Below are 23,717 nucleotides of genomic sequence, written 5' to 3' on the forward strand. Positions count from 1 at the left end.
CGACGTGCCGCTCCCCGGGGCTGGATGCCGCATGCCGAAGAAGCCTCGGCACGGCAGGAATTCGTCCATTCCCCGCCCGGCAAAGGCCGAGCAGTCTTCTACGGCAGGCGTGACGCCGGCCGGGCGTCCGCGCAGTCGGCGAGCGGGCTGAGGCCTGCGGTCGCTGGGCCGTCTGGCCTGCAAATTCGAAGGTCTGGGAGATGTAGCGCCGTCGCCGGGAAACCAGCGGCGGCATTGCTTCAGGGGGGCAGCGATCGGCCATCGGCTCCGGGCGCCGATCGCGGGGAACCATCCTCTCCGGCGTGATCCACCTCCGGCACCAGCCATGTCGCGACGACGAGGGAGAAGAGGAAGAGCACGGCCGTGCTCAATATCCAGGCGCAGGTCCACATGCTGTCCTATCCGATCCCGCTAGCGCCGCAGCCAGGCGAGGACGCCGACCAACGCGACGATCAGCAACATTCCGATAAAGGCCTGGAGCACGCCGAAGTTCGGCGCCTCTTGCGCCACGAACAGCGCCGCGATCAGCCCTGCGGCCACCAGCACCAGACGGATCAGAAGCGACATCCCCACCTCCCTTGTTTCCTGGCCAGCCTCTCGCGATCGGCAGCGTCGCTCCTTGATTCAGCTCAAACCTCATCCGGCTGTGGAATTGATCCGGATCAAAGCGGCAGGCGCCTGTCCTCGCCATCCTCCCTCCACACCAAGGAGGAGAAAGACGATGAACGCCGCAGACGTCATGACCAGAAATCCGGTGACCGTGCGGTCCGATCTGCCGATCCTGGCCGCCATCCGCATCATGCTTGGCCGCGGGATCAGCGGCCTGCCGGTGGTCGATCTGGAGGGCGACATGGTCGGCATGATCACCGAAGGCGACCTGCTGCGCCGGGCCGAAATCGGCACCGAGAAGCGCCGGCCGGACTGGCTTGCCTTCTTCACTGGAACCGACCGGCTTGCCAGGGAGTATGTGAGGTCGCACAGCCGCAACGTCGCCGACTTGATGACGCGGGACGTCGTTTCGGTCTCCGAGGACGCCTCACTCGATGAGATCGTGCGCTTGATGCTGGACCGTCGGATCAAGCGCATTCCGGTGCTGCGTGGTACCAAGCTGGTCGGCCTCGTCAGTCGCGCCAGCCTGTTGCGGCTCCTGGCTGGGCTGCTTGATGTCCGGGCAGAGAACGGCCACGACGACAAGGCCATCCGCGAACGGATCTTCGCCGAACTGACCGAGCAGCTGTGGGCCCGGGTGGAGGGAATGCGGATCGAGTGCCAGGACGGGCGGGTGACGATCGGCGGCGTCATCACCGACGAATGGGTGCGCGACGCCCTGAGGGTGGCCGTGGAGAACGTGCCCGGCGTGAAGGGGGTCAAGGACGACATGCTCCTGATTGAGCCGCTCACCGGAACGGTGCTCGACCCGGTGTACCAACGGCAGCTCTGATCCAGCGTGAGCAGGACGCGGACTGTGCGGACGTTGGATCGCGCCGAGGACTGGTCGGGCTCGATTGAAGGAGTGCTCGGGCGCCTCGCCGTCACGCCGTCCGGGCTGAGCTCCGATCAGGCATCCACGGCCCGGCAGCGCTGGGGAACCAACGACGTGCTGGCGCATCGCCGCGCCTCGGTGACCGCGCTCCTGCTCGACCGTCTGCGGAATCCGCTGATCCTGTTGCTGCTTCTGGCGAGCGGCCTGTCCCTCGCGGCGGGGGAGACGCGCAGTTTCGTCATCGTCCTCGGGATCCTGTCGATCAGCGTGGCGATCGACTTCGCGCAGGAATTCCAGGCGCACCGGACGGTCGAGGCGCTGCAGCGCTCGGTCGCGCTGCGGGCGAGAGTGCGGCGTGATGGGTCGGACCGAGAAATCCCGGTCGACGAGCTCGTGCCCGGCGACATCGTGCGCTTCTCAGCCGGCGACATCGTCCCGGCCGATTGCCGGCTGATCGAGAGCCGCGACCTCTTCGTCAACCAGGCCCTGCTGACCGGGGAATCCTATCCCGTGGAGAAGAACGCCGGCGATCGGACGATCACGGGTGAGGGTCCAGCAGGGGCGGCGGATGCGGTCGCGATGGGCAGCTCGATCGTCAGCGGCTCGGCGACGGCCCTCGTCTGCCGGACGGGCCGGGAGGCGATGCTCGGCACGGTGGCGGCCAGCCTCGGCCGGCGGCGCCCGCCCGACGCCTTCGAGATCGGCGTGCGGCGCTTCGGCTTCCTGATGCTCCGGCTCACCGTGTTCCTCGTCCTGTTCGTGCTGGCAGTGAACCTCGCCTTCCACCGGCCCTGGTTAGAAGCCCTGATGTTCGCTCTGGCGCTGGCGGTCGGGCTGACGCCGGAGCTGCTGCCCATGATCGTCACCGTGACCCTGGCACGGGGCGCCCGGCGCATGGCCGCCCGGCGTGTCATCGTGAAGCGCCTCGCCGCGATCCACGACCTGGGGGCGATGGACATCCTGTGCGCCGACAAGACCGGCTCCCTCACCGAAGCCAGGATCCGCCTCGTCGGGCACATCGATCCGACCGGCGCCGAAAGCGAGGAGGTGCTGCGCCTGGCCGGCCTCAACAGCGTCTTCGAGAGCGGCATCCGCAGCCCGCTGGACGATGCCATCCTCGAGCACGGACGCCCGGACGTCTCGGCCTGGCGCAAGCTCGACGAGGTGCCCTTCGACTTCGAGCGTCGCCGGGTTTCGGTCCTGGTCGAGCCGGTGGGCGGCGGCGCCCGCCTTCTCGTGGTCAAAGGTGCCCCGGAGGACATCCTGCAGATCTCCACCACCGCCGTGACCGCCTCGGGAGAGACGCGTCCGCTGGATGCTGCCGAGCGTGGGCGGCTCGCGGCGATGTTCGAGGGGATTGGCGCCGATGGTCAGCGGGCCCTGGGTATCGCCTTCCGGGAGGTCGCCCTCACTCAGGATCATGCGGCCCTCCAAGATGAAGGCGAACTGGCTTTTGCCGGTTTCGTCACCTTCGTCGATCCGCCGAAACCGGACGCCGCGGCCGCGATCCATGCCCTCGGCGAGGCCGGCATCTCCGTCAAGATCTTGACCGGCGACAACGAGCGGGTCACGCAGCATGTCTGCGCCGAGCTGGGTATTCCCGTCATCGGCATGCTGACCGGCGCCGAGATCGCCGGGATGTCGGACGAGGCGCTGCTGGGGCGTCTGGCGACGGTCAATCTGTTTTGCCGCGTGAACCCGCAGCAGAAGCGCCGCGTCCTCGCGGCATTCCGGCGGCTCGGGCACGTGGTCGGCTTTCTCGGCGACGGGGCGAACGACGCGTCCGCGCTGCACGAGGCCGATGTCGGAATCTCGGTGCAGACCGCGACGGATGTCGCGAAGGAGGCGGCCGATCTGGTGCTGCTGGACCGCGACCTCTCCGTCATCCATGCGGGCGCGCTGGAGGGACGCCGCACCGTCGCCAACGTCACGAAATACATCCTGATGGGCAGCAGCTCGAACCTCGGCAACATGGCGAGCATGGCCGGGGCCGCGTTCCTGCTGCCGTTCCTGCCGATGTTGCCGGTCCAGGTGCTGCTCAACAACCTGCTCTACGACCTGTCAGAGCTCGGGCTTCCCTTCGACCGGGTGGACCCTGAGGCCCTGCGACGCCCTGTGCGCTGGGACTTGGCCCGGGTCGTCCGGTTCATGCTCGTGCTCGGCCCGATCAGCTCGCTGTTCGACTTCCTGACATTTGGCGTCCTGCTTGCCCTCTTCAGTGGCGACGAGGCCGCCTTCCAGACCGGCTGGTTCGTCGAATCCCTGCTCACCCAGGTGCTGGTGATCTTCGTGATCCGGACCCGTGGCGCGCCCTGGGCGAACCGGCCACATCCGCTGCTCTCGGCGCTGTCCCTCGGCGTCGCCGGCCTGGCGACCCTCCTGCCATTCACGGGGCTCGGCGCCATACTCGGCATGACGCCCCTGCCATCGGTCTTCTATCTGTTCCTGGCCGTGGTCGTGCCGGCCTATCTCGGGATCGTGGAAATTGCGAAGCGGCTGCTGCTTCGCGATCCGGCGGGCTGATCGGTGTGAAGGCTGCCCATGCCCTCGCGGCACAGGGTGGCGAGCTTGCACCCTTGGCCGACGGCCTCAGTCCCCAGCGCCAACGACGTTGATCCAGATCAGGGCATTCCCGCCGGGTTTCTGGCTCCCTGTGCTCGATGGCAAGGCATGGAGAGCCAGTTGGCACACCGAAGCACAACGATCGTGGGCATTCTGCTCGCCGGCCTTGCCGCCGGCGGCGCCTGGTATTTCGCACAACACCGCGGTGGTGCCCAAGAGCTGATCCTTTACGGCAACGTGGACATCCGTCAGGTCGACCTTGCCTTCAACGCAGAAGGACCGCTGCTCAAGCTCGAGAAGGAGGAGGGAGACGTCGTGCGCGCGGGCGAGCTCCTGGCCGAGCTCGAACCCGACGTTTACGAGAACCTCGTCTCCCTGGCCTCGGCGCGGGTCGACGCGCAGCAAGCCGCGCTCGACAAGGCCCTCGCGGGGAACCGCAAGGAGGATATCGAGCGGGCCCAGGCCGATGCCGCGGCGGCGCGGGCGACGATGGAGAATGACCGCATCACCTTCCAACGGAAGGCCGAGCTGCTGAGCACCGCCAGCGGGTCGCGCCAGGCCTATGACGACGCCAAGGCGGCGTTCGATGAAGCGACGGCCCGGACACTGGCCGTCGACAAGGCGGCGGAGGTGATGCGTCTCGGCAGCCGGCAGGAGGACATCGACGGCGCCCGGGCGGCATTGCAGGCCGATCGGGCAGCGCTGGCCCTGGCCGAGAACCGGCTGGCGCGGACCAAGCTCCATGCCCCAGCAGATGGAGTCATTCTCTCACGCATCGCAGAACCTGGGGCGATCCTCGCACCGACCTCTCCGGTCTACACGCTGGCGATGACCGATCGCGTCTGGGTGCGCAGTTATGTGCCGGAGGCTGCGCTTGGTCAGGCGGTGCCCGGCCGGAGCGTGAGCGTCCACACGGACAGCCGGCCCGGCACCGCTTATCACGGCTGGATCGGCTACGTCGCGCCAACAGCGGAATTTACCCCGAAAAGCATCGAGACACCCGAACTCCGCACCCAGCTTGTCTATCGCCTGCGGATCTTCGTCACGGCACCTGACGATGGCCTGCGGCAGGGCATGCCGGTGACGATCCGGCTCGATCCCGCAAAGGAGGACGCGCCGTGAACGACACTCCGGTCATCACCCTGGATGCCGTGGTCAAGCGCTTCTCTCGCGGTCGTAATGCGGTGGTCGCGCTCGACCAGGTGTCCGCCCGGATCCCGGATCGTCGGCTCACCGGTCTCGTCGGTCCGGACGGCGCCGGCAAGACGACCCTTATGCGGCTGGTGGCCGGACTGATCCGCCTGGATGGCGGACAGATCACCGTGCTCGGACGGGACGGTGTCCGACAAGCGGCGGAGAACCAGGCCGAGATCGGCTATATGCCGCAGCGCTTCGGCCTGTATGAGGATCTCACGGTCGATGAGAACCTGCGGCTCTATGCCGATCTGCACCGGCTGTCCGCGGAGGTCCGGGAGGGCCGGGTGCAGGAACTGCTCCGCTTCACCGATCTGGCACGTTTCGGCAGCCGCTTGGCCGGTCAGCTTTCGGGCGGGATGAAGCAGAAGCTGGGGCTGGCCTGCTGCCTCCTCTCGCGGCCACGCCTGCTGCTGCTGGATGAGCCGTCCGTCGGTGTGGATCCGGTCTCCCGACGGGAGCTTTGGCAGATTGTCCGCAGGCTGGTCGACGATGGCGTGCCGGTGCTGTGGAGCACCGCCTATCTCGACGAGGCAGAACGCTGCGACGAGGTGCTTCTGCTCGACGGAGGCCATCTGGTCGGGGCTGGAACCCCGGAATCGTTTACTGCATCGATCGTCGGACGGAGCTTCCTGATCAAGGCCGAGGCGACGGGACGGCGTGCCCTCCAGCGGCGCCTGCTGCGCGCGCCTGGGGTGCTCGATGCAGTGATTCAGGGCGGCAATGTCCGGCTGCTCCTTGCGCCCGAAGCCATCTTGCCCGATGGCATCGCCGCCGCGCCGGTCGCACCGCGGTTCGAGGACGCCTTCGTTACAGTGCTAAGGCAACGGGACCGAGGGCCGATGCCTGCCGCCGAGGCGCCGGCCGAAGCCCTGGCCGCGGACGCCGAGCCGGCGATCGTGACATCGGGCCTGGTCCGCCGGTTCGGCAACTTTCGTGCGGTGGACAACGTCAGCTTTGCCGTGGCGCGCGGCGAGATCTTCGGCCTCCTGGGGCCGAACGGGGCCGGGAAATCTACCATCTTCCGCATCCTCTGTGGGCTCCTGGCTGCTTCGGAGGGAGTTGCGAAGGTTGCGGGAATGGACCTGAGCCGTGGGCGGGCGGAGGCGCGGGGTCGCCTGGGCTACATGGCCCAGCGCTTCTCGCTCTATGGCGACCTCACCGTGCGGCAGAATCTGGAATTCTTCGGCGGAGCCTATGGCCTGTCCGGGGTGCGTCTCGCTGCTGCCATCGATCGGTCCCTCTCCGGCTTCGATCTTGCCGCCGCGGCGAATGACCGGCCCTCGGAGCTGCCGCTCGGCTTCAAGCAGCGGCTCGCCCTCGCGGCCGCGCTGATCCACGATCCGCAGATCCTGTTCCTGGATGAGCCGACCAGCGGCGTCGATCCGCTGACCCGGCGCGAATTCTGGAGCCGGATCGGGGGCCTGGCCGATCAGGGTGTCACAGTTCTGGTGACCTCCCATTTCATGGAGGAGGCGGAGTATTGCGACCGCCTGGCCGTGATCTACCGCGGGCGGATCGCGGCCCTGGGGTCGCCGGATGCGATCAAGGCGGCGAACGCGACGGTCGAGCAGCCGGATCCGACGCTGGAAGAGGCCTTCATCCGGCTGATCACGGCCCAGGACCAGGCGGTCGCGGCGTGATGGCCGGGCTGTCCGTCCAGCGTCTGGCCGGCCTGGTGCGCAAGGAGGTGTTGCAGATCCTGCGCGATCCATCCTCGGTGATGATCGCACTGGTGATGCCGGTGGTACTGCTGCTCCTGAACGGCTTCGGCCTGTCGCTCGACGCGCGCGACGTGCCCTTCGGGGTGGTGATCGAGAGCCCCTCGCCGGACACGGCCGGGCTCTACGCTGCCTTTGCGAATTCCGGCTACCTGCGCGCGACGGCTTACCGCTCTGCCGGGGAGGCGGAAACGGCGCTGACGTCGCGGGAGATCCGAGGCTTTGCAGTGCTGAGAGGGGATTTCAGCCGCCAGGCCGTCGCCCTGCAGGAGCCGGCCCGGATCCAGCTCATCGTCGACGGGGTGGACGCCAACACGGCGCGGCTGGTCGAAGGCTATGCCGGCGGCGCGATCCGGGTGTGGCTGGGCGGGCTGGAGGGCCGCCGGGCCGCAGCGGCACCCCTGATCCTGGAGCTGCGCAACTGGTTCAATCCGCAGCTGCGCAGCACGGACTTCATCGTTCCCGGGCTGATCGCGCTGATCATGACGCTGATCGGCGCGCTCCTGACGGCGCTGGTGGTTTCGCGCGAGTGGGAGCGGGGAACGATGGAGGCGCTATTGGTTACCCCGGTGCGCACCATCGAGTTGCAGCTGGGCAAGCTGATCGCGTATTTCGGCCTCGGCCTGGCTGGGCTGGCTGTCTCGCTCGCGCTCGCCATTTTCCTGTTCCAGGTGCCGTTCCGTGGCTCCTTAGGTGCCCTTCTCCTGGTCTCTGCCGTGTTCCTGCTGTCTGCACTCGGCATGGGACTGTTGATCTCGACCTGGGCGCGCAACCAATTCGTCGCCGCACAGATCGCCTTCATCGTCACCTATATGCCGGCGGTGATCCTGTCGGGGCTGCTGTTCGACATCGCCTCCATGCCCGGATGGGTCCAGGCCGTCACCCGGGTGGTCGCCGCACGCTACTACGTCGATGCCCTGCAGACACTGTTCCTGGCCGGCGACGTCTGGCCCGTGCTGCTGCCGGATCTCGCAGCAATGGGCGGCTTCGCCGCCTTTTTCTTCGCCGTCACGCTCATCAACACTCGCCGCCGGCTGGACTGAGCCATGTATGGTCGAATCCGCGCGCTGATCGTCAAGGAATTTCGGGCTCTGCTGCAGGACCGCAGGATGCGGCTGGTTCTGATCGTGCCGCCGCTGCTGCAGCTGGTGCTGTTCGCCAACGCCGCAACCTTCGAGATCGCCGGCGTCTCCCTCGGAATCTGGGACGAAGACGGCAGCCGGCCGGCAGCCGAACTGATCGACCGCTTCGCCCGGTCGCCGGCCTTTGATCTCACTGCGGTGTACGACCAGCCGGAGGAGGTCGCCGCCGGCATCACCGAGCAGCACGTCACTGCCGTCCTGCATCTCGGCCAGCGCTTCTCGGCCGATCTGCTCTCAGGTCAGGCCGCCGATCTCCAACTAATAATCGACGCCAGGCGGTCGAACACGGCGATGATCGTTGGGAGTTACGCCCAGTCCATCATCGACGGCTACACCCAGGACCTGGCCACCCTCGCCCGGCGACCGGGAGGCGTTGCGGTGGTATCGAGGGCCTGGTTCAACCCGAACCTGTCGAGCCGCTGGTTCATCCTTCCCGGCCTCGTCGTGCTGCTCAGCTTTGTCACCGTGGTGCTGACGACTGCGCTTTCGGTCGCCCGCGAGCGCGAACTCGGCACGTTCGATCAACTGCTGGTCACACCGATGAGGCCGATGGAGATCGTCATCGGCAAGACCGTTCCGACCTTCGCAATCGGTGTCTCCGAGGCCGCCCTGCTGGTCGCGGTGGTGGTCGTCGCCTACGGTGTCCCCTTCGTCGGCAGTGCTGCCCTGCTGGTCCTGTCGCTTGCCATCTTCCTCCTCTCCGGCATCGGCATCGGGCTGGCGATCTCGTCGGTCGCCAAGACCCAGCAGCAGGCGATCCTCGGCGTCTTCCTGTTCCTGGCGCCGGCGATGATCCTGTCCGGCTTCGCCACCCCGGTCGAGAACATGCCCGGCTGGTGCCGGGCACTCACGCTGCTCGACCCGATTCGCTACATGCTGGTCGTGGCGAGGGGCGTATTCCTGCAAGACATGGCCTGGGATGTCGCGGCCGGCCAGATCTGGCCGATGGCCGCGATCGGCCTTGCCACGCTCATCACCGCGACCTGGCTGTTTCGTGGGCGGCTCGAGTAGCTCAGCGGGGGCTGCCCCCGGATTGGGGCGCCAGTCACTGCGTTCAGCGCCTGAGATCGAGCAGCCGGGTGGATTTGACGAACTGAAGCACCACGACGGTAGCGGCGCCTGCAGCAGCGACGAGGGCCAGATCGTCGAGGTGCAGCGTGCCGAAGTCGAAGAGGTCGCGGGCGAATGGCAGGTAGACGGCCAGGCCGAGCATCATCATGGTGATACCCACAACCCAGCGGAAAGCCACGTTCGGCCGTAGCAGGGAGCGGAGAGTGGGGCTGAAGGAGCGGTTGACGAGGATCAGCCCGAAATTGGCCAGGACCAGTGAGGCGAAGGTCAGCGCCCGGAGGTCTGCCGTGGCCAGCCCGTTGTGCAGTCCGATCAGGTAGATCGCGCCGACCAGCAGCAGCGCGGTGAGGCCGTCGAGCACGCCCCAGGCGAGGAGGTCGCGAGACAGCAGCGGGGCCGCTGCCGGCCGGGGCGGACGCGCCATCACGTCCTCTTCCTCGGACTCGCTTTCGAAGACCAGGGCGCAGACAGGGTCGATGACGAGCTCCAGGAAGGCGATGTGGAGCGGCTCGAGCACGATCGGCCAGCCGAACAGCAGCGGCAGCAGGGCGAGCCCCGCGATCGGGATGTGGACCGCCAGGATGAAGCCCATCGCCTTGCGCAGATTGTCGTAGATCCGCCGGCCGAGACGGATCGCCTGGACGATCGAGCCGAAATCGTCGTCGAGCAGGACGATGGCAGAGGCCTCCCGCGCCACGTCTGTGCCCCGGCCACCCATGGCAATTCCGATATGGGCCGCCTTCAGCGCCGGGGCATCGTTGACCCCGTCGCCTGTCATGGCGACGATCTCGCCGCGTGCCTTGAAGGCCTGGACCAGGCGCAGCTTCTGCTCGGGCATGATCCGGGCGAAGATCCCGGCATTGGCGATCCGGCCGGCGAGGTCGGCATCGGACAGATCGTCAATCATCTGCCCCGTCATCACGCCGAGGGTGTCGTCGAACCCGGCCTCACGGGCGATCGCCTGCGCCGTGACCGGATGGTCGCCGGTGATCATCGCGACCTTGATTCCTGCCCGCCGGCACTCACGGATGGCTTCGGGGACGCCCGGGCGGACAGGGTCGGCAAGGCCGACCAGCCCGACGAACTCGAACGCGAAGCCTTGCGGCGTCGGCGGCCAGTCCGAACCGCCGGACAAGGCCCGGGCGACACCCAGGACCCGCATGCCCCGGGCCGCCATGGCCTCGGCATCCCGCCGGATTCGAGCTGCCAGGGATGGATCGGTCCGGCAAAGCTGGATGATGGCCTCTGGTGCACCCTTGGTGGCGACGAGACAGGCTGGCTCGCCGGGAACGCGCCACACGCGGGTCACAGCGAGGAGGTCGGGCCGCAAGCCGTAGTGGTGCGCCGGCTGCCAGCCTTCGTGGCCGGCCGCGGCTTGCGGGAGATATCGGCCTTCCGCCCGCTGCAGTGCCTGTTCCATCGGATCGAAGGGGTGGCGGTCGCTGGCCAGGACCGCGGTCTCGAGGACCAGGCGCAGCCCATCGGGCAAGACTTCTCCATCGTCCTCGCGAGGCCGGAAGGTCTCGCCAGCAGCACGAAGCTCGCCGACCGACATCCGGTTGAGGGTGAGCGTTCCCGTCTTGTCCGTGCAGAGGACGGTTGCGGCGCCGAGAGTCTCGATCGCCGGAGCCCGTCGGGTCAGCACATGCACCCGGGCAATGCGCCAGGCCCCCATGATCAGGAACACCGTCAGGACCAGCGGAAACTCCTCCGGCAGCATTGCCATGGCCAGCGTGATTCCAGCCAGCGCCGCCTCCAGCCAGGACCCGCGCAGGATCCCGTACAGGAGGGCGGCCGTGATGCTGAGGCTCAGTCCGCCGATCGCGAAGACCTGCACGAGGCGGCGCGTCTGGCGGGCCAGCGGGCTGGTGCCGGCCTCCAATGTGGTCAGGGCCTGCCCGATGCGCCCGATCCGGCTGCGGATGCCGGTCGCGGCGGCTTCCGCCAGCCCGCTGCCGCGCACGACCATGCTGCCGGAGAAGACGAACGGCGTGTCGTCACCGCCGGGCTCGCCCATGGGCATCGGCCGATCGGCGTGGCGCTTGCGCACGGGGACGGACTCACCCGTCAGATGGGACTCGTCGAGCAGGAGGTCCTGGCCCGAGACCAGCACGGCATCGGCTGCCACACGCTCGCCCTCGGTGAGACTGAAGACGTCGCCGCGCACCAGGTCGCGGCTGTCGATGCGCTGGCGCCGGCCGGAGCGCAGCACGTCGACCTTCGGCGTGGCGAGGGTCTCGAGCGCCTGGACCGCCCTCTCGGTCCGGTTTTCCTGGGCGATAGCCATGCCGATGGTGACGATGACGCAGCTCAGCAGGGCCCAAGCCTCGGTCCGCTCGCCCAGCACCAGATACAGGGCGCCGGCGGCGATGAGCAGCAGGAACATCGGCTCGCGGCCGACATCGAGCGCGATCCGAAACAACGTGCGGCGCGGACCACAGGGCAAGGCGTTCGGACCCTCCGTCTCGAGGCGGGCCTTCGCCTCGGCTGCCGTGAGGCCTTCGGCTACGACGGATTCGGCGGTGCTCATGACGGCTTCCATTCGCTGGATCATGATGCCGGATTGTCGTTCGCCGGGGCGCCCACCGCTCTGATTCAGATCAAGCGAGCCGTTCGGCCTGGGACCTTCGTGTTTGATCTGCATCAAGGCCGGACGGGGTGGCGACCGTGAGGATCCCGCCGGCGAGGGTCCGGGGGATCCTGCCCGAAGCCCGGCTCAGCACGGCAGCTGACGAGAGGATGCGATGTCGATCCGCAATCTGGATGCCCTGTTCCGCCCAAGCTCGATCGCCCTGATCGGGGCCAGCCGGCGCCCGGGCACTGTCGGCGCGGTGCTGGCCCGCAACCTGTTCGCCGGTGGCTTCGACGGGCCGGTGATGCCGGTCAATCCGCAGGCGCGGTCGATCGGCAGTGCGCTGGCCTATGCGTCGGTCGCCGACCTGCCGGTGACGCCGGATCTGGCGGTGATCGCTACGCCGCCGGCGACCGTGCCCGGCCTGATCGCCGAACTCGGCGCCCGGGGCACCCGCGCCGCCGTGGTTGTGACCGCCGGCTTCGGCGCAGGCCCTGGTCAGACAGATGGTGTGGCGCTGCGTCAGGCGGTGCTGGACGCGGCCCGGCCGCATCTGCTGCGCGTCCTCGGGCCGAATTGCCTGGGGCTCATGGCACCGCACCACGGCGTCAACGCCAGCTTCGCCCATATCTCGCCGCTGCCGGGTGACCTGGCCTTCGTCAGCCAGTCGGGCGCGATCGCAACGGCGGTGCTGGACTGGGCCACCCATCGGGGCATCGGGTTCAGCCATGTCGTCTCGCTCGGTGATATGGCCGATGTCGATTTCGGCGACCTGCTGGACTGGCTGGCCGCCGATGGCCGCACCCGGGCGATCCTGCTCTACGTCGAAGCCGTGACTCATGCCCGCAAGTTCATGTCGGCCGGTCGCATCGCCGCCCGGACCAAGCCGGTGGTGGCGATCAAGGCCGGCCGCACCGAGGCCGCGGCGCGGGCCGCCGCCAGCCACACCGGCGCCCTGGCCGGATCGGATGCGGTCTACGACGCTGCCTTCCGCCGCGCCGGCATGCTGCGGGTGTTCGACCTGGCCGAGCTGTTCGACGCGGTCGAGACTCTGGCCAGCCGCCTGCATGTTGATGGCGATCGGCTGGCGGTCATGACCAATGGCGGCGGTGCCGGTGTGCTGGCGACGGAGGCGCTGGGAGAGTCCGGCGGCACCATGGCGGAGCTGGCGGCCGGGACCATGGCTCGGCTGGATGCGGTGCTGCCGCCGACCTGGAGTCACGGCAACCCGGTCGACATCGTCGGAGATGCGACGGGCGAGCGCTATGCCCACGCGCTCGATGCAATGCTGGCCGATCCCGGCAAGGACGCGGTGCTGGTGATGAACTGCCCGACCGCGGTGGCCGACCCGATCGATGCGGCGCGGGCGGTGGTCCAGTCGGTGAACAACGCAGCGACGCGCGATGGGGCGCGGCCGCCGGTGCTGACCTGCTGGCTCGGCGAGGGTGCCGCCGCAGCCGCGCGACGGCTGTTCGCCGAGCACCGGATCCCCAGCTACGCCACGCCCGGACAGGCGGCGCGGGCCTTCATGCACCTCGCCCGCTATCGGCGGAACCAGAAGCTGTTGATGGAGACGCCGCCGGCGTTGCCGCAGGACTTCGCACCCGATCCGGCGGCCGCCAGGGCGGTGATTGCCGCGGCCCTGGCCGGGGGGCGGACGATGCTGACCGAGCCCGAGTCCAAGCAGGTGCTGGAGGCCTATCGAATCCCGGTGATCCGGACCCGGAGCGTCGCGGCGGACCCGGCGGCAGCCGCAGAGGCCGCGAGTAGTTTTTCAGGCCCGGTGGCGCTGAAGATCCTGTCGCCCGACATCACTCACAAATCCGATCTCGGCGGGGTCCGGCTGAATCTGCAGGGGGCAGAGCAGGTCTGCATTGCCGCGCGTGAGATGCTTGCGACGATCGGAAAGGCCGCGCCCGATGCCCGGCTGCTCGGATTCACCGTGCAGGAGATGGCGCGCAAGCCCGACGCGCATGAGCTGATCCTCGGAATCGGCCAGGATCGCCTGTTCGGTCCGACCATCCTGTTCGGCCATGGCGGCACCGCGGTCGAGGTGCTGCGCGACAGCGCCGTGGCCCTGCCGCCCCTGAACGGCGTGCTGGCCCACGACCTGATGGCGCGCACCAGGGTGTGGCGCCTGCTCCAAGGCTACCGGTCCCGACCTAAGGCCGATCTCGATGCTGTGGTCCTGACGTTGATGAAGCTGTCGCAGCTCGCCGCCGACCTGTCCGAGGTGGTGGAGCTCGACATCAATCCGCTGCTCGCCGACGGCGATGGGGTTTTGGCGCTCGACGCCCGAATCCGGGTGCAGCCGCCGCTGCCGCCCGGCACGCCGCGCTTCGCCATCCGCCCCTATCCGCAGCACCTGGTGCAGTGCTTCGCCCTTCACGACGGGCTGGCGGTCACGCTGCGTCCGGTCCGGCCGGAGGATGAGTCGGCGATGCGCGAGATGCTGCAGCGGTCCAGCCCGGACGACATTCGGCTGCGCTTCTTCGGCCCTATGCGGACATTCGACCATGAATTCGCCGCCCGGCTGACCCAGATCGACTACGATCGCGAGATGGCGCTGGTGGCCGAGGCGGAGGAGGGTGGTCGCGCCGTGCTCCTCGGGGCGGTCCGCATCATTGCCGACCCGGACAACATATCCGCCGAATACGGCATCATGGTGCGCTCCGACCTGAAGCGGCAGGGGCTGGGCTACCGGCTGATGACCGAGATCATCGCCTATGCTCGCAGCCGGGGGCTGGCGCGCATCTTCGGCGAGGTCCTGCGTGAGAACACCACCATGCTGCGCATGGTCGAGGAGCTTGGCTTCGCTCGCGAAGACGTGCCGGAGGAACCCGGGCTGGTGCGTGTGACCATTGTCCTCGACGCTTGATCCATCTCAAGGCCCGGCCGTTCGGCGCGGGGCAGGATGCCTTTGCGACCGGCGGCACCTCTGCGGCAGACCGTGCGGCGCATTGCTTGGAATTCGGGAGATGGCCATGCCGATCCGCAAGATCCTGGTGCCCGTCACGGGCAAGCTGAACGACGACAGTCTGCTCGATGCCGCGTTGGCGATGGCGCGGGAGCAGTCCGCGGCAATCGAGTTGCTCTATCTGCGTCCCTCCGTTGTGGGCAACTTTCCCGGCTGGGAATTCGACTACGGGGCCTGGAGCGAGGAGTACCAGGCCTCGATCGAAGCTTCGGTGCAGGAGGCCGCCACCGCCGCGCACCGCTACTTCGATGGCTGGCGTCACCGAAATCATCTCGGTGGCGAGTCCGATGCGCCAGCGGTCGCCTGGCGGGAGCAGACCGGCATCGACGCCGATCTGATCGGCGCGGCCGGCCGGGTGTGCGACCTCATCGTCACCCGCGGTCCCGAGAACACCGCCACGGCCTGGGCGCGTGAGGTCTTCGAGGGCGCGCTGCTGGCCTCCGGCCGGCCGGTCCTGATGGTGCCCGACACGCCGTTCCTCAGCCGCACCGATACGGTCCTGATCGCCTGGAACGACAGCGTCCAGTCGGCGCGGGCGGTGGCGGGGGCCCTGCCGCTGCTGAGCGATCGGAAATGGATCAAGGTCGTCACCTTCCTGGACGAGATTGGGCAGGAGGTGAAGCTCGATCCGATCAAGGCCTATTTCCAGCGGCACGGGATCATGGTCGAGACCGAGGCGAAGCCGCTCGACGGCCGTCTCGTCGGCCAGGCGATCCTGGACGAGGTGGACCGCATGCAGGCCGGTCTGCTGGTGATGGGCGCCTACACCCACAGCAAAGTGCGGGAGATGGTCTTCGGGGGTACCACCCGGGACATTCTCGAGCAATCCCGGATCGGGGTTGTCCTGGCACATTGATTTATCCGGCGGACCGATCCGTGAACGGGCCCTGTGCCGACCGGCGCAGGGTCCGTTTCGCATGGAGAGCGAGCCGGAACGGAAGCCCCCATTCGCTGGAGATCCTATTGATCTGGGTCAAGGCTGAAGCGCGTCGGAGGCCCTAGGAATCTCCTGTCAACCCTTGCACAGGAGGCTGGTGATGACCGGCAAGAATGAAGAGCTTCGTCGGAACGTGCTGAACGAGCTGGCGTGGGATCCGACGTTTGACGCGACCCACATCGGCGTCGCGGCCGACCAGGGTGTGGTGACCCTCACCGGGCACGTCGCAACCTACGCGGAGAAGATCGCGGCTGAGCGGGCGGCCAAGCGCGTCGTCGGCGTGCATGGCATCGCCGAGGAGATCGAGGTGCGGCCGGCCACTGCCAAGAAGACGAAGGACGACGAGATCGCCGAACGGGCCGTTCGCATCTTGCAATGGGATGTCTCGGTGCCGGCAGATCGCGTCACGGTCAAGGTCGAGAAGGGCTGGGTGACCCTCACCGGTACCGTCGACTGGAACTACCAGCGGGGTGCGGCGGCGGCCGATGTCCAGAAGCTCAGCGGCGTCGTCGGCGTGACCAACCTCATTGTGATCAAGCCGGCGGTTCGCGCCGCGGATGTCCGACAGAAGATCGAGGATGCGTTCCGGCGGAATGCGGCGCTCGACGCCAGCGAGATCAAGATCTCCGCGGCTGACGGCACCGTCCTGTTGAACGGCCGCGTCCGGAACTGGGCGGAGCGCAACGCCGCGGAACGGGCCGCCTGGTCCGCGGCCGGTGTCACCGCCGTCGAAGACCATCTGCTGATCGGGTAGGTGCGGCGATCCCGACAACCGCAACGACGCGCCGATTGTCCCCAAGTCGCGATCGGCGCGTCCCCGCATCCCCTATCGAGGCTGCTGCCATGGCTCCCGCCCTACACTTCCACGGCGCCGCCGGCACCGTTACCGGATCCTGCCTGCTGCTGGAGACCAGTCGCGGCCGGATGCTGGTCGACTGCGGCCTCTTCCAGGGGTCGAAGACCCTCAAGGGCCTCAACTACATCGGCTTTCCGTTCCGGCCGGCCCAGGTGGACTGCGTCTTGCTGACCCATGCCCACATCGACCACAGCGGCCTGATTCCGAAGCTTGCTCGCGACGGCTTCCGCGGTCCGGTCTATGCCACCCGCGGCACGATCGATTTGTGCGGGGTGATGTTGCCGGATTCAGGGCACATCCAGGAATCGGAGGTGCTCACGCTCAATCAGCGGAACCAGCGCCGCGGCCAGCCGAAGGTGACGCCGATCTACACGGTGGCGGATGCGCAGGCGACCCTCGCAGCCTTCCGCGCCGTCGACTATGAGACGTGGTTCGAGCCGCTGCCCGGCGTCCGCGCGCGGTACTGGAACGCGGGCCACATCCTGGGGTCGGCTTCGATCGAGATCGAGCTGGCCGGCGAAGACGGCAAACCGCTCCGCCTGCTCGTCTCCGGCGACCTGGGGCCGGACGTCGGAATGCTCCAGACCGATCGGCGCTCGCCTGCGGATATCGACATCCTGGTCTGCGAAGCGACCTATGGCGACGTGGACCGGCCGGCGATCACGCCGGAGACGCGGCGCGAGCATCTTGCTTCCGAAGTCAGGAAGGCCATGACGCCCCAGGGCGTGCTGATCATCCCTGCCTTCGCGGTCGAGCGGACGCAAGAGCTCATCCTCGACTTGGTGCGCCTCATGGACCAGGGCATCGTCCCGAAGTCACCGATCTATGTCGACTCGCCGCTCGCGATCCGGGCCACTGACGTCTTCCTGCGCAACCATCTGGCGCTGGAGGACGGCCCAGACTTCGCCCGGGCGCTGAAGTCGAGGCAAATCCACTTCGCCGAGACGCCGGACCAGAGCCGCGCGATCAACGACATCGACGGATTCAGGATTGTCATCGCCGCGAGCGGCATGTGCGACGCGGGGCGCATCCGGCATCACCTGAAGCGTCACCTTTGGAACCCGGCCGCCACGATCCTCCTGACTGGCTTTCAGGCCCAGGGGACCCTTGGCCGATTGCTGCAGGACGGCGCCAAAGCTGTTCGAATCCAGGGCGAGGATTTCCAGGTCCGCGCGCGGATCCGCATGATCGAAGACTATTCCGGCCATGCCGACGGGCCAGAACTCGCCCGCTGGATCATCGATCGCCAACCGATCCACCAAGCTGTCTTCCTCGTGCACGGGGAGCGTCTGGCCCTGGCGGCCATGAAGGAACGGGTCGTGGAAGGCGTGGATCCGCCGCCGACGGTGCTGCTGCCACAGCTTGACGACGGTTATCGGCTGCAGCCCGGTGGCCCCGAGTTGATTCCCATGTCCCAGCGGCCTCGGATCCTGCCGGAGGCTGTATCGAGCCTCGATTGGCACAATGAACGCGCCCGGCTCCTGCTCGACATCGATGCCCGCCTCGAGGCGGCCAACCACGATCGCGCCCGAAGCGCGGTCCTCCGCCATCTCCGGAATGCCTTGGACGAAAGCTGAGGTCCGGTTGATCTGGATCAACGCTCCGGCTGGGGCGAGATGGTGAATCGAGGAGAGCGGCGAACCACGACACCTCGCCCAAACAGGAGAAGACCTGCCATGTCGATCCGCCAGATACTGTGTCCCTTCGCGGGCATGCCGCGGGACGATATGCTGGATGTCGCGGCGGCGATCGCCCGTCGGCATGAGGCGGAACTCGAGTGCCTCTACTTCTGCCGGCCGGCAGACTGGTCCGACCGCTTTTTCGGCGAAATCTTCGCGCCGGGATGGACGGAGGATTTCACTGAGACCCTGAGCAAGGAGATGCGTGCGTCGGCCGACCGCGCCCGGATCTGGTTCGAGGAGTGGCGCGAACGGGACCGGATCCGGTGCCGGCACAGCCACGACCCGGCGGCGCCGGGGCCCGTCCGCTGGACGGAGTGTCCGCTGCCCTTCGGCGAAGCCGTTGGGCCAGCCGGCCACGCCGCCGACCTGATCGTGGTGGCGAAGGCGGAACGGGGACGACCCTCGGTCGCCGACCGGATCTTCGAGACCGCTCTGTTGACGACAGGGCGGCCCGTTCTCCTCGTTCCCGGCCGGAATGTCATGAACCATTGCGCGTCCGCCGTGATCGCCTGGAACAACAGTCCCCAGGCGGCGAGGGCGGTCGCCGGCGCCCTCCCTCTTCTCAAGGGGTGCTGGAAGATCAAGCTGCTCGCGGTCCAGGAGGACGGTGTGGCTCCCCCGCTCCAGCCGCTCCAGGCCTATCTCGCGCTCCATGGGCTTCGGGCGGATGTGGAAGTTCGCAAGGCGGACGACCTGACCATCGGCGAAACCTTGATCATGGCGGCGGACGAGGCCCATGCCGATCTGCTCATCATGGGTGCCTACTCGCATGACCGGACGCGGGAGAGGATCTTCGGCGGCACGACGCGCGAGGTGATGCGGGATGCGCGCACGCTTGTCCTGTGGTCGAGCTGACCGGCCGCCACGACGCTGATGGAGACGACCATGACGATTTTTGGATCGCGGGAACAGGCGATCGAGGCGGCCTTCCGGCACGACCAGGATCTAGCGTTCCGCATTCGGACGCGTCGGAACCGCCTGCTCGGCTTGTGGGTGGCCGAACTGATCGGCCTGGTCGGAGCCGCAGCCGATGCCTATGCCGCAGAACTCGTGACGATAGGTGTCGAACAACCACAGAAACGGGATGTCGTCCGCAAAGTTCAGGAGGATCTCCTGGCCCACGGTATCAAGCTGTCGACCTATCGCCTGAACCACAAGCTGGATAACCTGGAACGGCTCGCCGGCCATCAGCTCGTTGGCGAGACCGATAAGGCCTAGGCAGAAGCCAGACTATCCGCTTAGTTTGGATAATGGTTCCCCTTCATCCAGCGGGCTGATGTCCCCAGGCGACAAAGCCTGGGACGGCAAAACCGGCGGGCCCGAACCCATAGTTGAGAAGACCGCTATCCGGTGTCGTCACTGCGCCCCCTGCCGCGGCCAGGATGGCGTGGCCAGCGGCGATGTCCCATTGCGATGTGGGTCCCAACCGCGCATAGAGGTCGGCTCGGCCTTCGGCAATTCGGCAGAACTTCAGGGATGATCCACAGGCAACGCGTCCGGTCACCGATCGCGAACTGAGGAAGGCATCGGTCCTGGGGTCGAAATGCGAGCGGCTGACCATGGCGACGACGCGCCCCGGCTGGGGCTTCCGTGTGCGGATCGGAACGGGCGTGCCTCCATGGGTCGGGCCGGCGCCCGGCGAAAGACGGAGCCGATCGCTTCCTTTGCCGAGGACGCCCCGCCAGATCTTGCCCAGATCAGGCGCGGCGATCACGCCGACCGTCGCGACATGGCCGATGATGAGGCCGATGTTCACCGTGAACTCGCTCCGGCCGGCCAGGTACTCTCGGGTGCCGTCCAGGGGATCGACGAGGATGAAATCTGCCTCGCCCGAATCCGTCCCGGCGGGATCCCACGGCTCCTCGGACACCACCCGCATTCCCGGCAGAAGACACGACAGCCCGGCAAGGATCACGTCCTCGGCCGCTTCATCGGCAGCGGTCACTGGGGAAGAATCAGGTTTGCTTCGCCAACCGATATGGGATCGATCAAACGAGAGGATCGTGGTTGCAGCGTGCGAGGCGAGGGCGGTCAACTCGTCGAGGAACCGCGGGCTCGAAAATTCGGCCGGGCAGACCGGGTGCTCGATGGCCGGGAGCAGGTTCTCATTGATGGGCATCAAGTGATCCGGCGAAAGGATTCGCGACATTGATCTCCTCCAGGCGGTCGAGCAGAGGACGCTGGCTGGCCAGGATCTTCTCGCGGGCGGTTGGCAGGTCGAACCATTCGGCCCGATCGACTTCCGGGAAAGACTGAATCCGCCCGCTGTGCGGCGGCCATTCCAACTGGAACTCGCTGCTCCGGATCTGATCGACGTCAAGATCGCCCTCGAGCGTGAAGCTCGAAACCTGCTTGCCGCCGCGCTGGCGGATCCGGCCGAGCGGCCGCAACGGCCCTGGGATCTCGACGCCGAGCTCCTCGGAGAATTCACGCCGGGCCGCGGCCTCGGCGCCCTCACCCTCAGCCAGTTCCCCCTTCGGGATCGACCAGGCGCCGAGATCCTTACGGCGCCAGAACGGCCCGCCGGGATGCACGAGCAGGACGAGCAACCGTCCGCCCAGCCGCTTGTGCATCAGGATCCCGGCACTTTCCGTGGCCATGCGCGTGGCTGCTCCAGCAGGTGGCCGGGCGAGGCCACCGATCGCAAGACACTGCATCAAGCCCATTTGAGCTGGAAGCTGGTGCATGTCCTCATCGACCCGCTCTGCGCCACCACGCGCCCGGGGTTGCCGTGGTCATGGCGCCTGCTGCAGGGCGATGCGATTCTCGACATCGATCACGCCGGGAACCGACCAGGCCGCGATCTCGGCGACATCGCGCTCGAAGCTCGCGCGTACGGTGCCTGACAGGGTGATCCTCCCATCCGACGCCGCCACGATGACGCGCGAGGCGTCGATGCCGGCGCTCCGCTTCAGGGCAGCCTCGATCTCGTTCCGCACCTCCGGCACCGAGGCCATGTGGTGCGCCGGCTTGACGTGAATGGCATTGATCACGGTGATGACGCCCTTCAGCCCCTGCACCACGTGCTCGGCTTCGCGCTTCTGGTGCTGCCAGTCGAGGTCGCCGGTCAGACGAACGACACCATGCCCGACCGCGATGCGGATGCGGTCGCCAGGAAGGCTGCTGTGCCACCTCAAGGCCGCCGCCGCCCGCATCCCGATCTCCTCGTCGGAAGGCTTCGCGTCGCCGGGCGGCCGGACAACGATGTCCTGCACGACTGCGCTCACTCCCTTGATCCGCTGGGCGGCATCGGTGGCCGCCAGCTTCTGGGCGTAGCTTGCGACATGGCCGGACAGCGTGACCACACCGTCGGTGACCGAGACGCCGACCGCCGTGGCGTCAACGCTCGGCTCGTAGTCGAGCTCCTCCATGACCATCCGCTTCAACTGCTTGTCGATGTCCATCGGCGTCACTCCTTAGGCTGCTGTTACGACGTCCCGGCGCGGCCGGTGACCGTGATCCGGATCAAACCGAACCAAGCCGCGGTCGGCGTTGCTAAGATCCGCGTGCGGCTGCTCGTCCGCATGCGGCTTGACGACCGCGGTTGCGATCGCCTGCAAGCTGTCCCCCGCAAGCGTCTCCTTGACCAGAAGCTCGGCAGCGGCCGTGACGAGCAGGGCACGATTCCCGACCAGGATGGTTGTGGCTTGCCGGAACGCTGTATCGATGAGATCCCGGATCGCCGTATCGATCGCTGCAGCCGTCGCGTCGCTGTAGCGGCGGGGCTGCCACTCCGGCACGGTCGGGCCGGACAGGAATGATGGAGCCTCCGGTTCGTAGGCGACCTGCCCCAAGCCGATGTCCATTCCGAAGCGCGCGACCATGCTCCGGGCGATGTCCGTTGCCTTGGCCAGATCATCGGCAGCTCCGGTCGAGATCTCGCCGAACACCAAGCTCTCCGCGGCCCGGCCACCGAGCAGGACCGTCATCCGGTTGGTCAGTTCCGACCGGTCCATCAGGAACCGGTCCTCGATCGGCCGCTGCATCGTGTAGCCGAGGGCGGTGACACCGCGCGGGATGATCGAGACTTTCTGGACGGGGTCGATTCCGGGTAGGGCCATGGCGGCGATGGCGTGGCCCATCTCATGATGCGCGACCACGGTCCGCTCGTGCGGATTCAGCAGCCGGTTACGCTTCTCCAGCCCGGCGACGATGCGCTCGATCGCCTGGGTGAAGTCGTCGAAGGTGACGCACGCGGCGCCGCGGCGCGTTGCCAGAAGGGCGGCCTCGTTGACGAGATTGGCCAGGTCGGCACCGGTGAAGCCTGGCGTCAACGCGGCAACCGCCTCGACCGGAACGTCGGAGGCGATTTTGACTTTCCTCAGATGCACCTGGAGGATGTCGACGCGGCCCTTCTTGTCCGGGCGGTCCACCAGGATCTGCCGGTCGAACCGCCCGGCGCGAAGAAGCGCGGGGTCCAGGATCTCCGGTCGATTGGTGGCTGCCAGAAGCACGACGCCGACGCTCGAGTCGAAGCCGTCGAGCTCGGAGAGGAGCTGGTTGAGCGTCTGCTCCTTCTCGTCATGGCCGCCTCCTCCGGGCAGGAATGCCCCCCGGGCACGGCCGAGTGCGTCCAGCTCGTCGATGAAGACGATGGCGGGAGCGTTCCGGCGCGCCTGGTCGAACAGGTCCCGGACCCTTGCGGCGCCGACGCCGACGAACATCTCAACGAACTCGGAACCCGAGATCGAGAAGAAAGGAACTCCCGCCTCGCCGGCGACGGCGCGGGCCAGCAGGGTCTTGCCCGTCCCGGGTGGCCCGACCAGCAACACACCTTTCGGTACGCGAGCCCCCAGTCGGCCGTGGCCGGCCGGGTCCTTCAGGAAGGCGACAACTTCCTTGAGCTCCTCCTTGGCCTCATCGACACCGGCGACATCGGCAAAGTGGACTCCCACATCCTGCTCCGCATAGACCCTGGCCCTGCTCTTGCCGATCGACAGCAGGCCGCCGGCGCCCTGGCCGCTGATGAAGGGGCGCACCAGGATGAGCCAGAGGACGACGAAGCCGATCGTGGGCAGCAACCAGCCCAGAATCGTCTGCAGAAGGCCGGGTTCAGCCTCGCCGGAAAAGCCGACATTGGCCTTGGTGAGTGCATCCGCGATTCCCGGTTCCACGCGTATGGTCGAGAATTCCTGCGGCTTCCCGGCGCGCGCCTCGCGATAGGCACCTGAGATTCTCGCCGGGCCGACAACCAGATCGGCCACCTTCCCATCGCGCACGAGCTCCAGGAAGGTGCTGTACGGGATGACTTCGCTGCGGCCTGAAGGAAACAGCAGATCCTGGAGCAGCAGGATCGCGAGGACCGAGCCGATGATATACCAGAAATTGATGTGATGTTCCTTCCTGATCTCCATAACCCGTCTCCGATCCCTCATCGGCGCATCTCGCCGCCGGGACTCATCGCCGGTGCGGGCCCAGTCGGCCTTGATCCAGCGCAAAAGGCCGCGATGACATCTGGCTCCCGATCGAAGGCTTGATCTGCGTCAATGCGCGAGGGGCTGCCCGGCCATACCGTTCAAG

18 protein-coding genes are annotated in these 23,717 nt (G+C 67.5%); 12 read left to right on the top strand and 6 right to left on the bottom strand.

Annotation, left to right across the window (positions count from 1 at the left end; translation table 11 throughout):
- Nucleotides 1-411 precede the first annotated feature (411 nt).
- A complete protein-coding gene (locus E9232_RS03300; protein WP_309792123.1) occupies nucleotides 412-567 on the bottom strand; it encodes a hypothetical protein in 156 nt (51 codons plus the stop codon).
- Between the two features lie 154 nt (nucleotides 568-721).
- On the opposite strand from E9232_RS03300, the gene E9232_RS03305 reads away from it, so the two are divergent.
- The 6 genes from E9232_RS03305 to E9232_RS03330 all read left to right on the top strand — a co-directional run bounded on the left by E9232_RS03305 (nucleotide 722) and on the right by E9232_RS03330 (nucleotide 9,113).
- Nucleotides 722-1,441 carry a CBS domain-containing protein gene (locus E9232_RS03305; protein WP_309792124.1) on the top strand — a complete coding sequence of 240 codons (720 nt, stop codon included), beginning with the start codon at nucleotides 722-724 and terminating at the stop codon, nucleotides 1,439-1,441.
- A 33-nt stretch (nucleotides 1,442-1,474) separates the two neighbouring features.
- Nucleotides 1,475-4,006 carry a magnesium-translocating P-type ATPase gene (mgtA, locus tag E9232_RS03310; RefSeq protein WP_309792125.1) on the top strand — a complete coding sequence of 844 codons (2,532 nt, stop codon included), beginning with the start codon at nucleotides 1,475-1,477 and terminating at the stop codon, nucleotides 4,004-4,006.
- A gap of 147 nt (nucleotides 4,007-4,153) precedes the next feature.
- Nucleotides 4,154-5,167, top strand: coding sequence for an HlyD family secretion protein (locus tag E9232_RS03315; RefSeq protein WP_309792126.1), 1,014 nt, complete (start codon nucleotides 4,154-4,156; stop codon nucleotides 5,165-5,167).
- Nucleotides 5,164-6,882: an ATP-binding cassette domain-containing protein gene (locus tag E9232_RS03320; RefSeq protein WP_309792127.1), complete on the top strand. Its 1,719-nt coding sequence runs from the start codon at nucleotides 5,164-5,166 to the stop codon at nucleotides 6,880-6,882. The genes E9232_RS03315 and E9232_RS03320 overlap by 4 nt, the downstream gene beginning before the upstream one ends.
- Nucleotides 6,882-8,003, top strand: a complete 1,122-nt coding sequence (locus E9232_RS03325; protein WP_309792128.1) for an ABC transporter permease — start codon at nucleotides 6,882-6,884, stop codon at nucleotides 8,001-8,003. The genes E9232_RS03320 and E9232_RS03325 overlap by 1 nt, the downstream gene beginning before the upstream one ends.
- 3 nt (nucleotides 8,004-8,006) lie before the next feature.
- Nucleotides 8,007-9,113 carry an ABC transporter permease gene (locus E9232_RS03330; RefSeq protein WP_309792129.1) on the top strand — a complete coding sequence of 369 codons (1,107 nt, stop codon included), beginning with the start codon at nucleotides 8,007-8,009 and terminating at the stop codon, nucleotides 9,111-9,113.
- A 43-nt stretch (nucleotides 9,114-9,156) separates the two neighbouring features.
- Here E9232_RS03330 and E9232_RS03335 read toward each other — a convergent pair whose 3' ends face one another.
- The gene (locus tag E9232_RS03335) at nucleotides 9,157-11,703 is read right to left on the bottom strand and encodes a cation-translocating P-type ATPase (RefSeq protein WP_309792131.1); all 2,547 of its coding nucleotides are present in this window, start codon (nucleotides 11,701-11,703) and stop codon (nucleotides 9,157-9,159) included.
- A gap of 214 nt (nucleotides 11,704-11,917) precedes the next feature.
- Between E9232_RS03335 and E9232_RS03340 the strand changes: the two genes are divergently transcribed.
- From E9232_RS03340 to E9232_RS03365, 6 genes are all read left to right on the top strand, one after another.
- Nucleotides 11,918-14,623, top strand: coding sequence for a bifunctional acetate--CoA ligase family protein/GNAT family N-acetyltransferase (locus E9232_RS03340; RefSeq protein ID WP_309792132.1), 2,706 nt, complete (start codon nucleotides 11,918-11,920; stop codon nucleotides 14,621-14,623).
- A 106-nt stretch (nucleotides 14,624-14,729) separates the two neighbouring features.
- On the top strand, nucleotides 14,730-15,578 hold the full coding sequence (locus E9232_RS03345; protein WP_309792134.1) for a putative universal stress family protein: 849 nt from the start codon (nucleotides 14,730-14,732) through the stop codon (nucleotides 15,576-15,578).
- A gap of 181 nt (nucleotides 15,579-15,759) precedes the next feature.
- Nucleotides 15,760-16,413 (top strand): BON domain-containing protein, encoded by a 654-nt coding sequence (locus E9232_RS03350; RefSeq protein WP_309792135.1) that lies wholly within the window; start codon nucleotides 15,760-15,762, stop codon nucleotides 16,411-16,413.
- 89 nt (nucleotides 16,414-16,502) lie between these two features.
- The gene (locus E9232_RS03355; protein ID WP_309792136.1) at nucleotides 16,503-18,092 is read left to right on the top strand and encodes an MBL fold metallo-hydrolase; all 1,590 of its coding nucleotides are present in this window, start codon (nucleotides 16,503-16,505) and stop codon (nucleotides 18,090-18,092) included.
- A gap of 99 nt (nucleotides 18,093-18,191) precedes the next feature.
- Nucleotides 18,192-19,052 (top strand): putative universal stress family protein, encoded by an 861-nt coding sequence (locus tag E9232_RS03360; protein WP_309792137.1) that lies wholly within the window; start codon nucleotides 18,192-18,194, stop codon nucleotides 19,050-19,052.
- Nucleotides 19,053-19,082: 30 nt separating this feature from the next.
- Nucleotides 19,083-19,415, top strand: coding sequence for a DUF1476 domain-containing protein (locus tag E9232_RS03365; protein WP_309792138.1), 333 nt, complete (start codon nucleotides 19,083-19,085; stop codon nucleotides 19,413-19,415).
- 43 nt (nucleotides 19,416-19,458) lie between these two features.
- On the opposite strand, the gene E9232_RS03370 is transcribed toward E9232_RS03365, so the two are convergent.
- The 4 genes from E9232_RS03370 to ftsH form a co-directional block, all read right to left on the bottom strand.
- The gene (locus E9232_RS03370) at nucleotides 19,459-20,316 is read right to left on the bottom strand and encodes a 3'(2'),5'-bisphosphate nucleotidase CysQ family protein (RefSeq protein WP_309792140.1); all 858 of its coding nucleotides are present in this window, start codon (nucleotides 20,314-20,316) and stop codon (nucleotides 19,459-19,461) included.
- Nucleotides 20,303-20,797, bottom strand: a complete 495-nt coding sequence (locus E9232_RS03375) for an NUDIX hydrolase (protein ID WP_309792141.1) — start codon at nucleotides 20,795-20,797, stop codon at nucleotides 20,303-20,305. Before E9232_RS03375 ends, E9232_RS03370 begins: the two co-directional genes overlap by 14 nt.
- Nucleotides 20,798-20,932: 135 nt before the next feature.
- Nucleotides 20,933-21,601: a BON domain-containing protein gene (locus tag E9232_RS03380; RefSeq protein ID WP_309792142.1), complete on the bottom strand. Its 669-nt coding sequence runs from the start codon at nucleotides 21,599-21,601 to the stop codon at nucleotides 20,933-20,935.
- 12 nt (nucleotides 21,602-21,613) lie between these two features.
- Nucleotides 21,614-23,551: an ATP-dependent zinc metalloprotease FtsH gene (gene ftsH, locus E9232_RS03385; protein ID WP_309792143.1), complete on the bottom strand. Its 1,938-nt coding sequence runs from the start codon at nucleotides 23,549-23,551 to the stop codon at nucleotides 21,614-21,616.
- Between the last annotated feature and the right edge of the window lie 166 nt (nucleotides 23,552-23,717).

This window comes from Inquilinus ginsengisoli, assembly GCF_031453975.1.
GTDB lineage: Bacteria > Pseudomonadota > Alphaproteobacteria > DSM-16000 > Inquilinaceae > Inquilinus > Inquilinus ginsengisoli_A.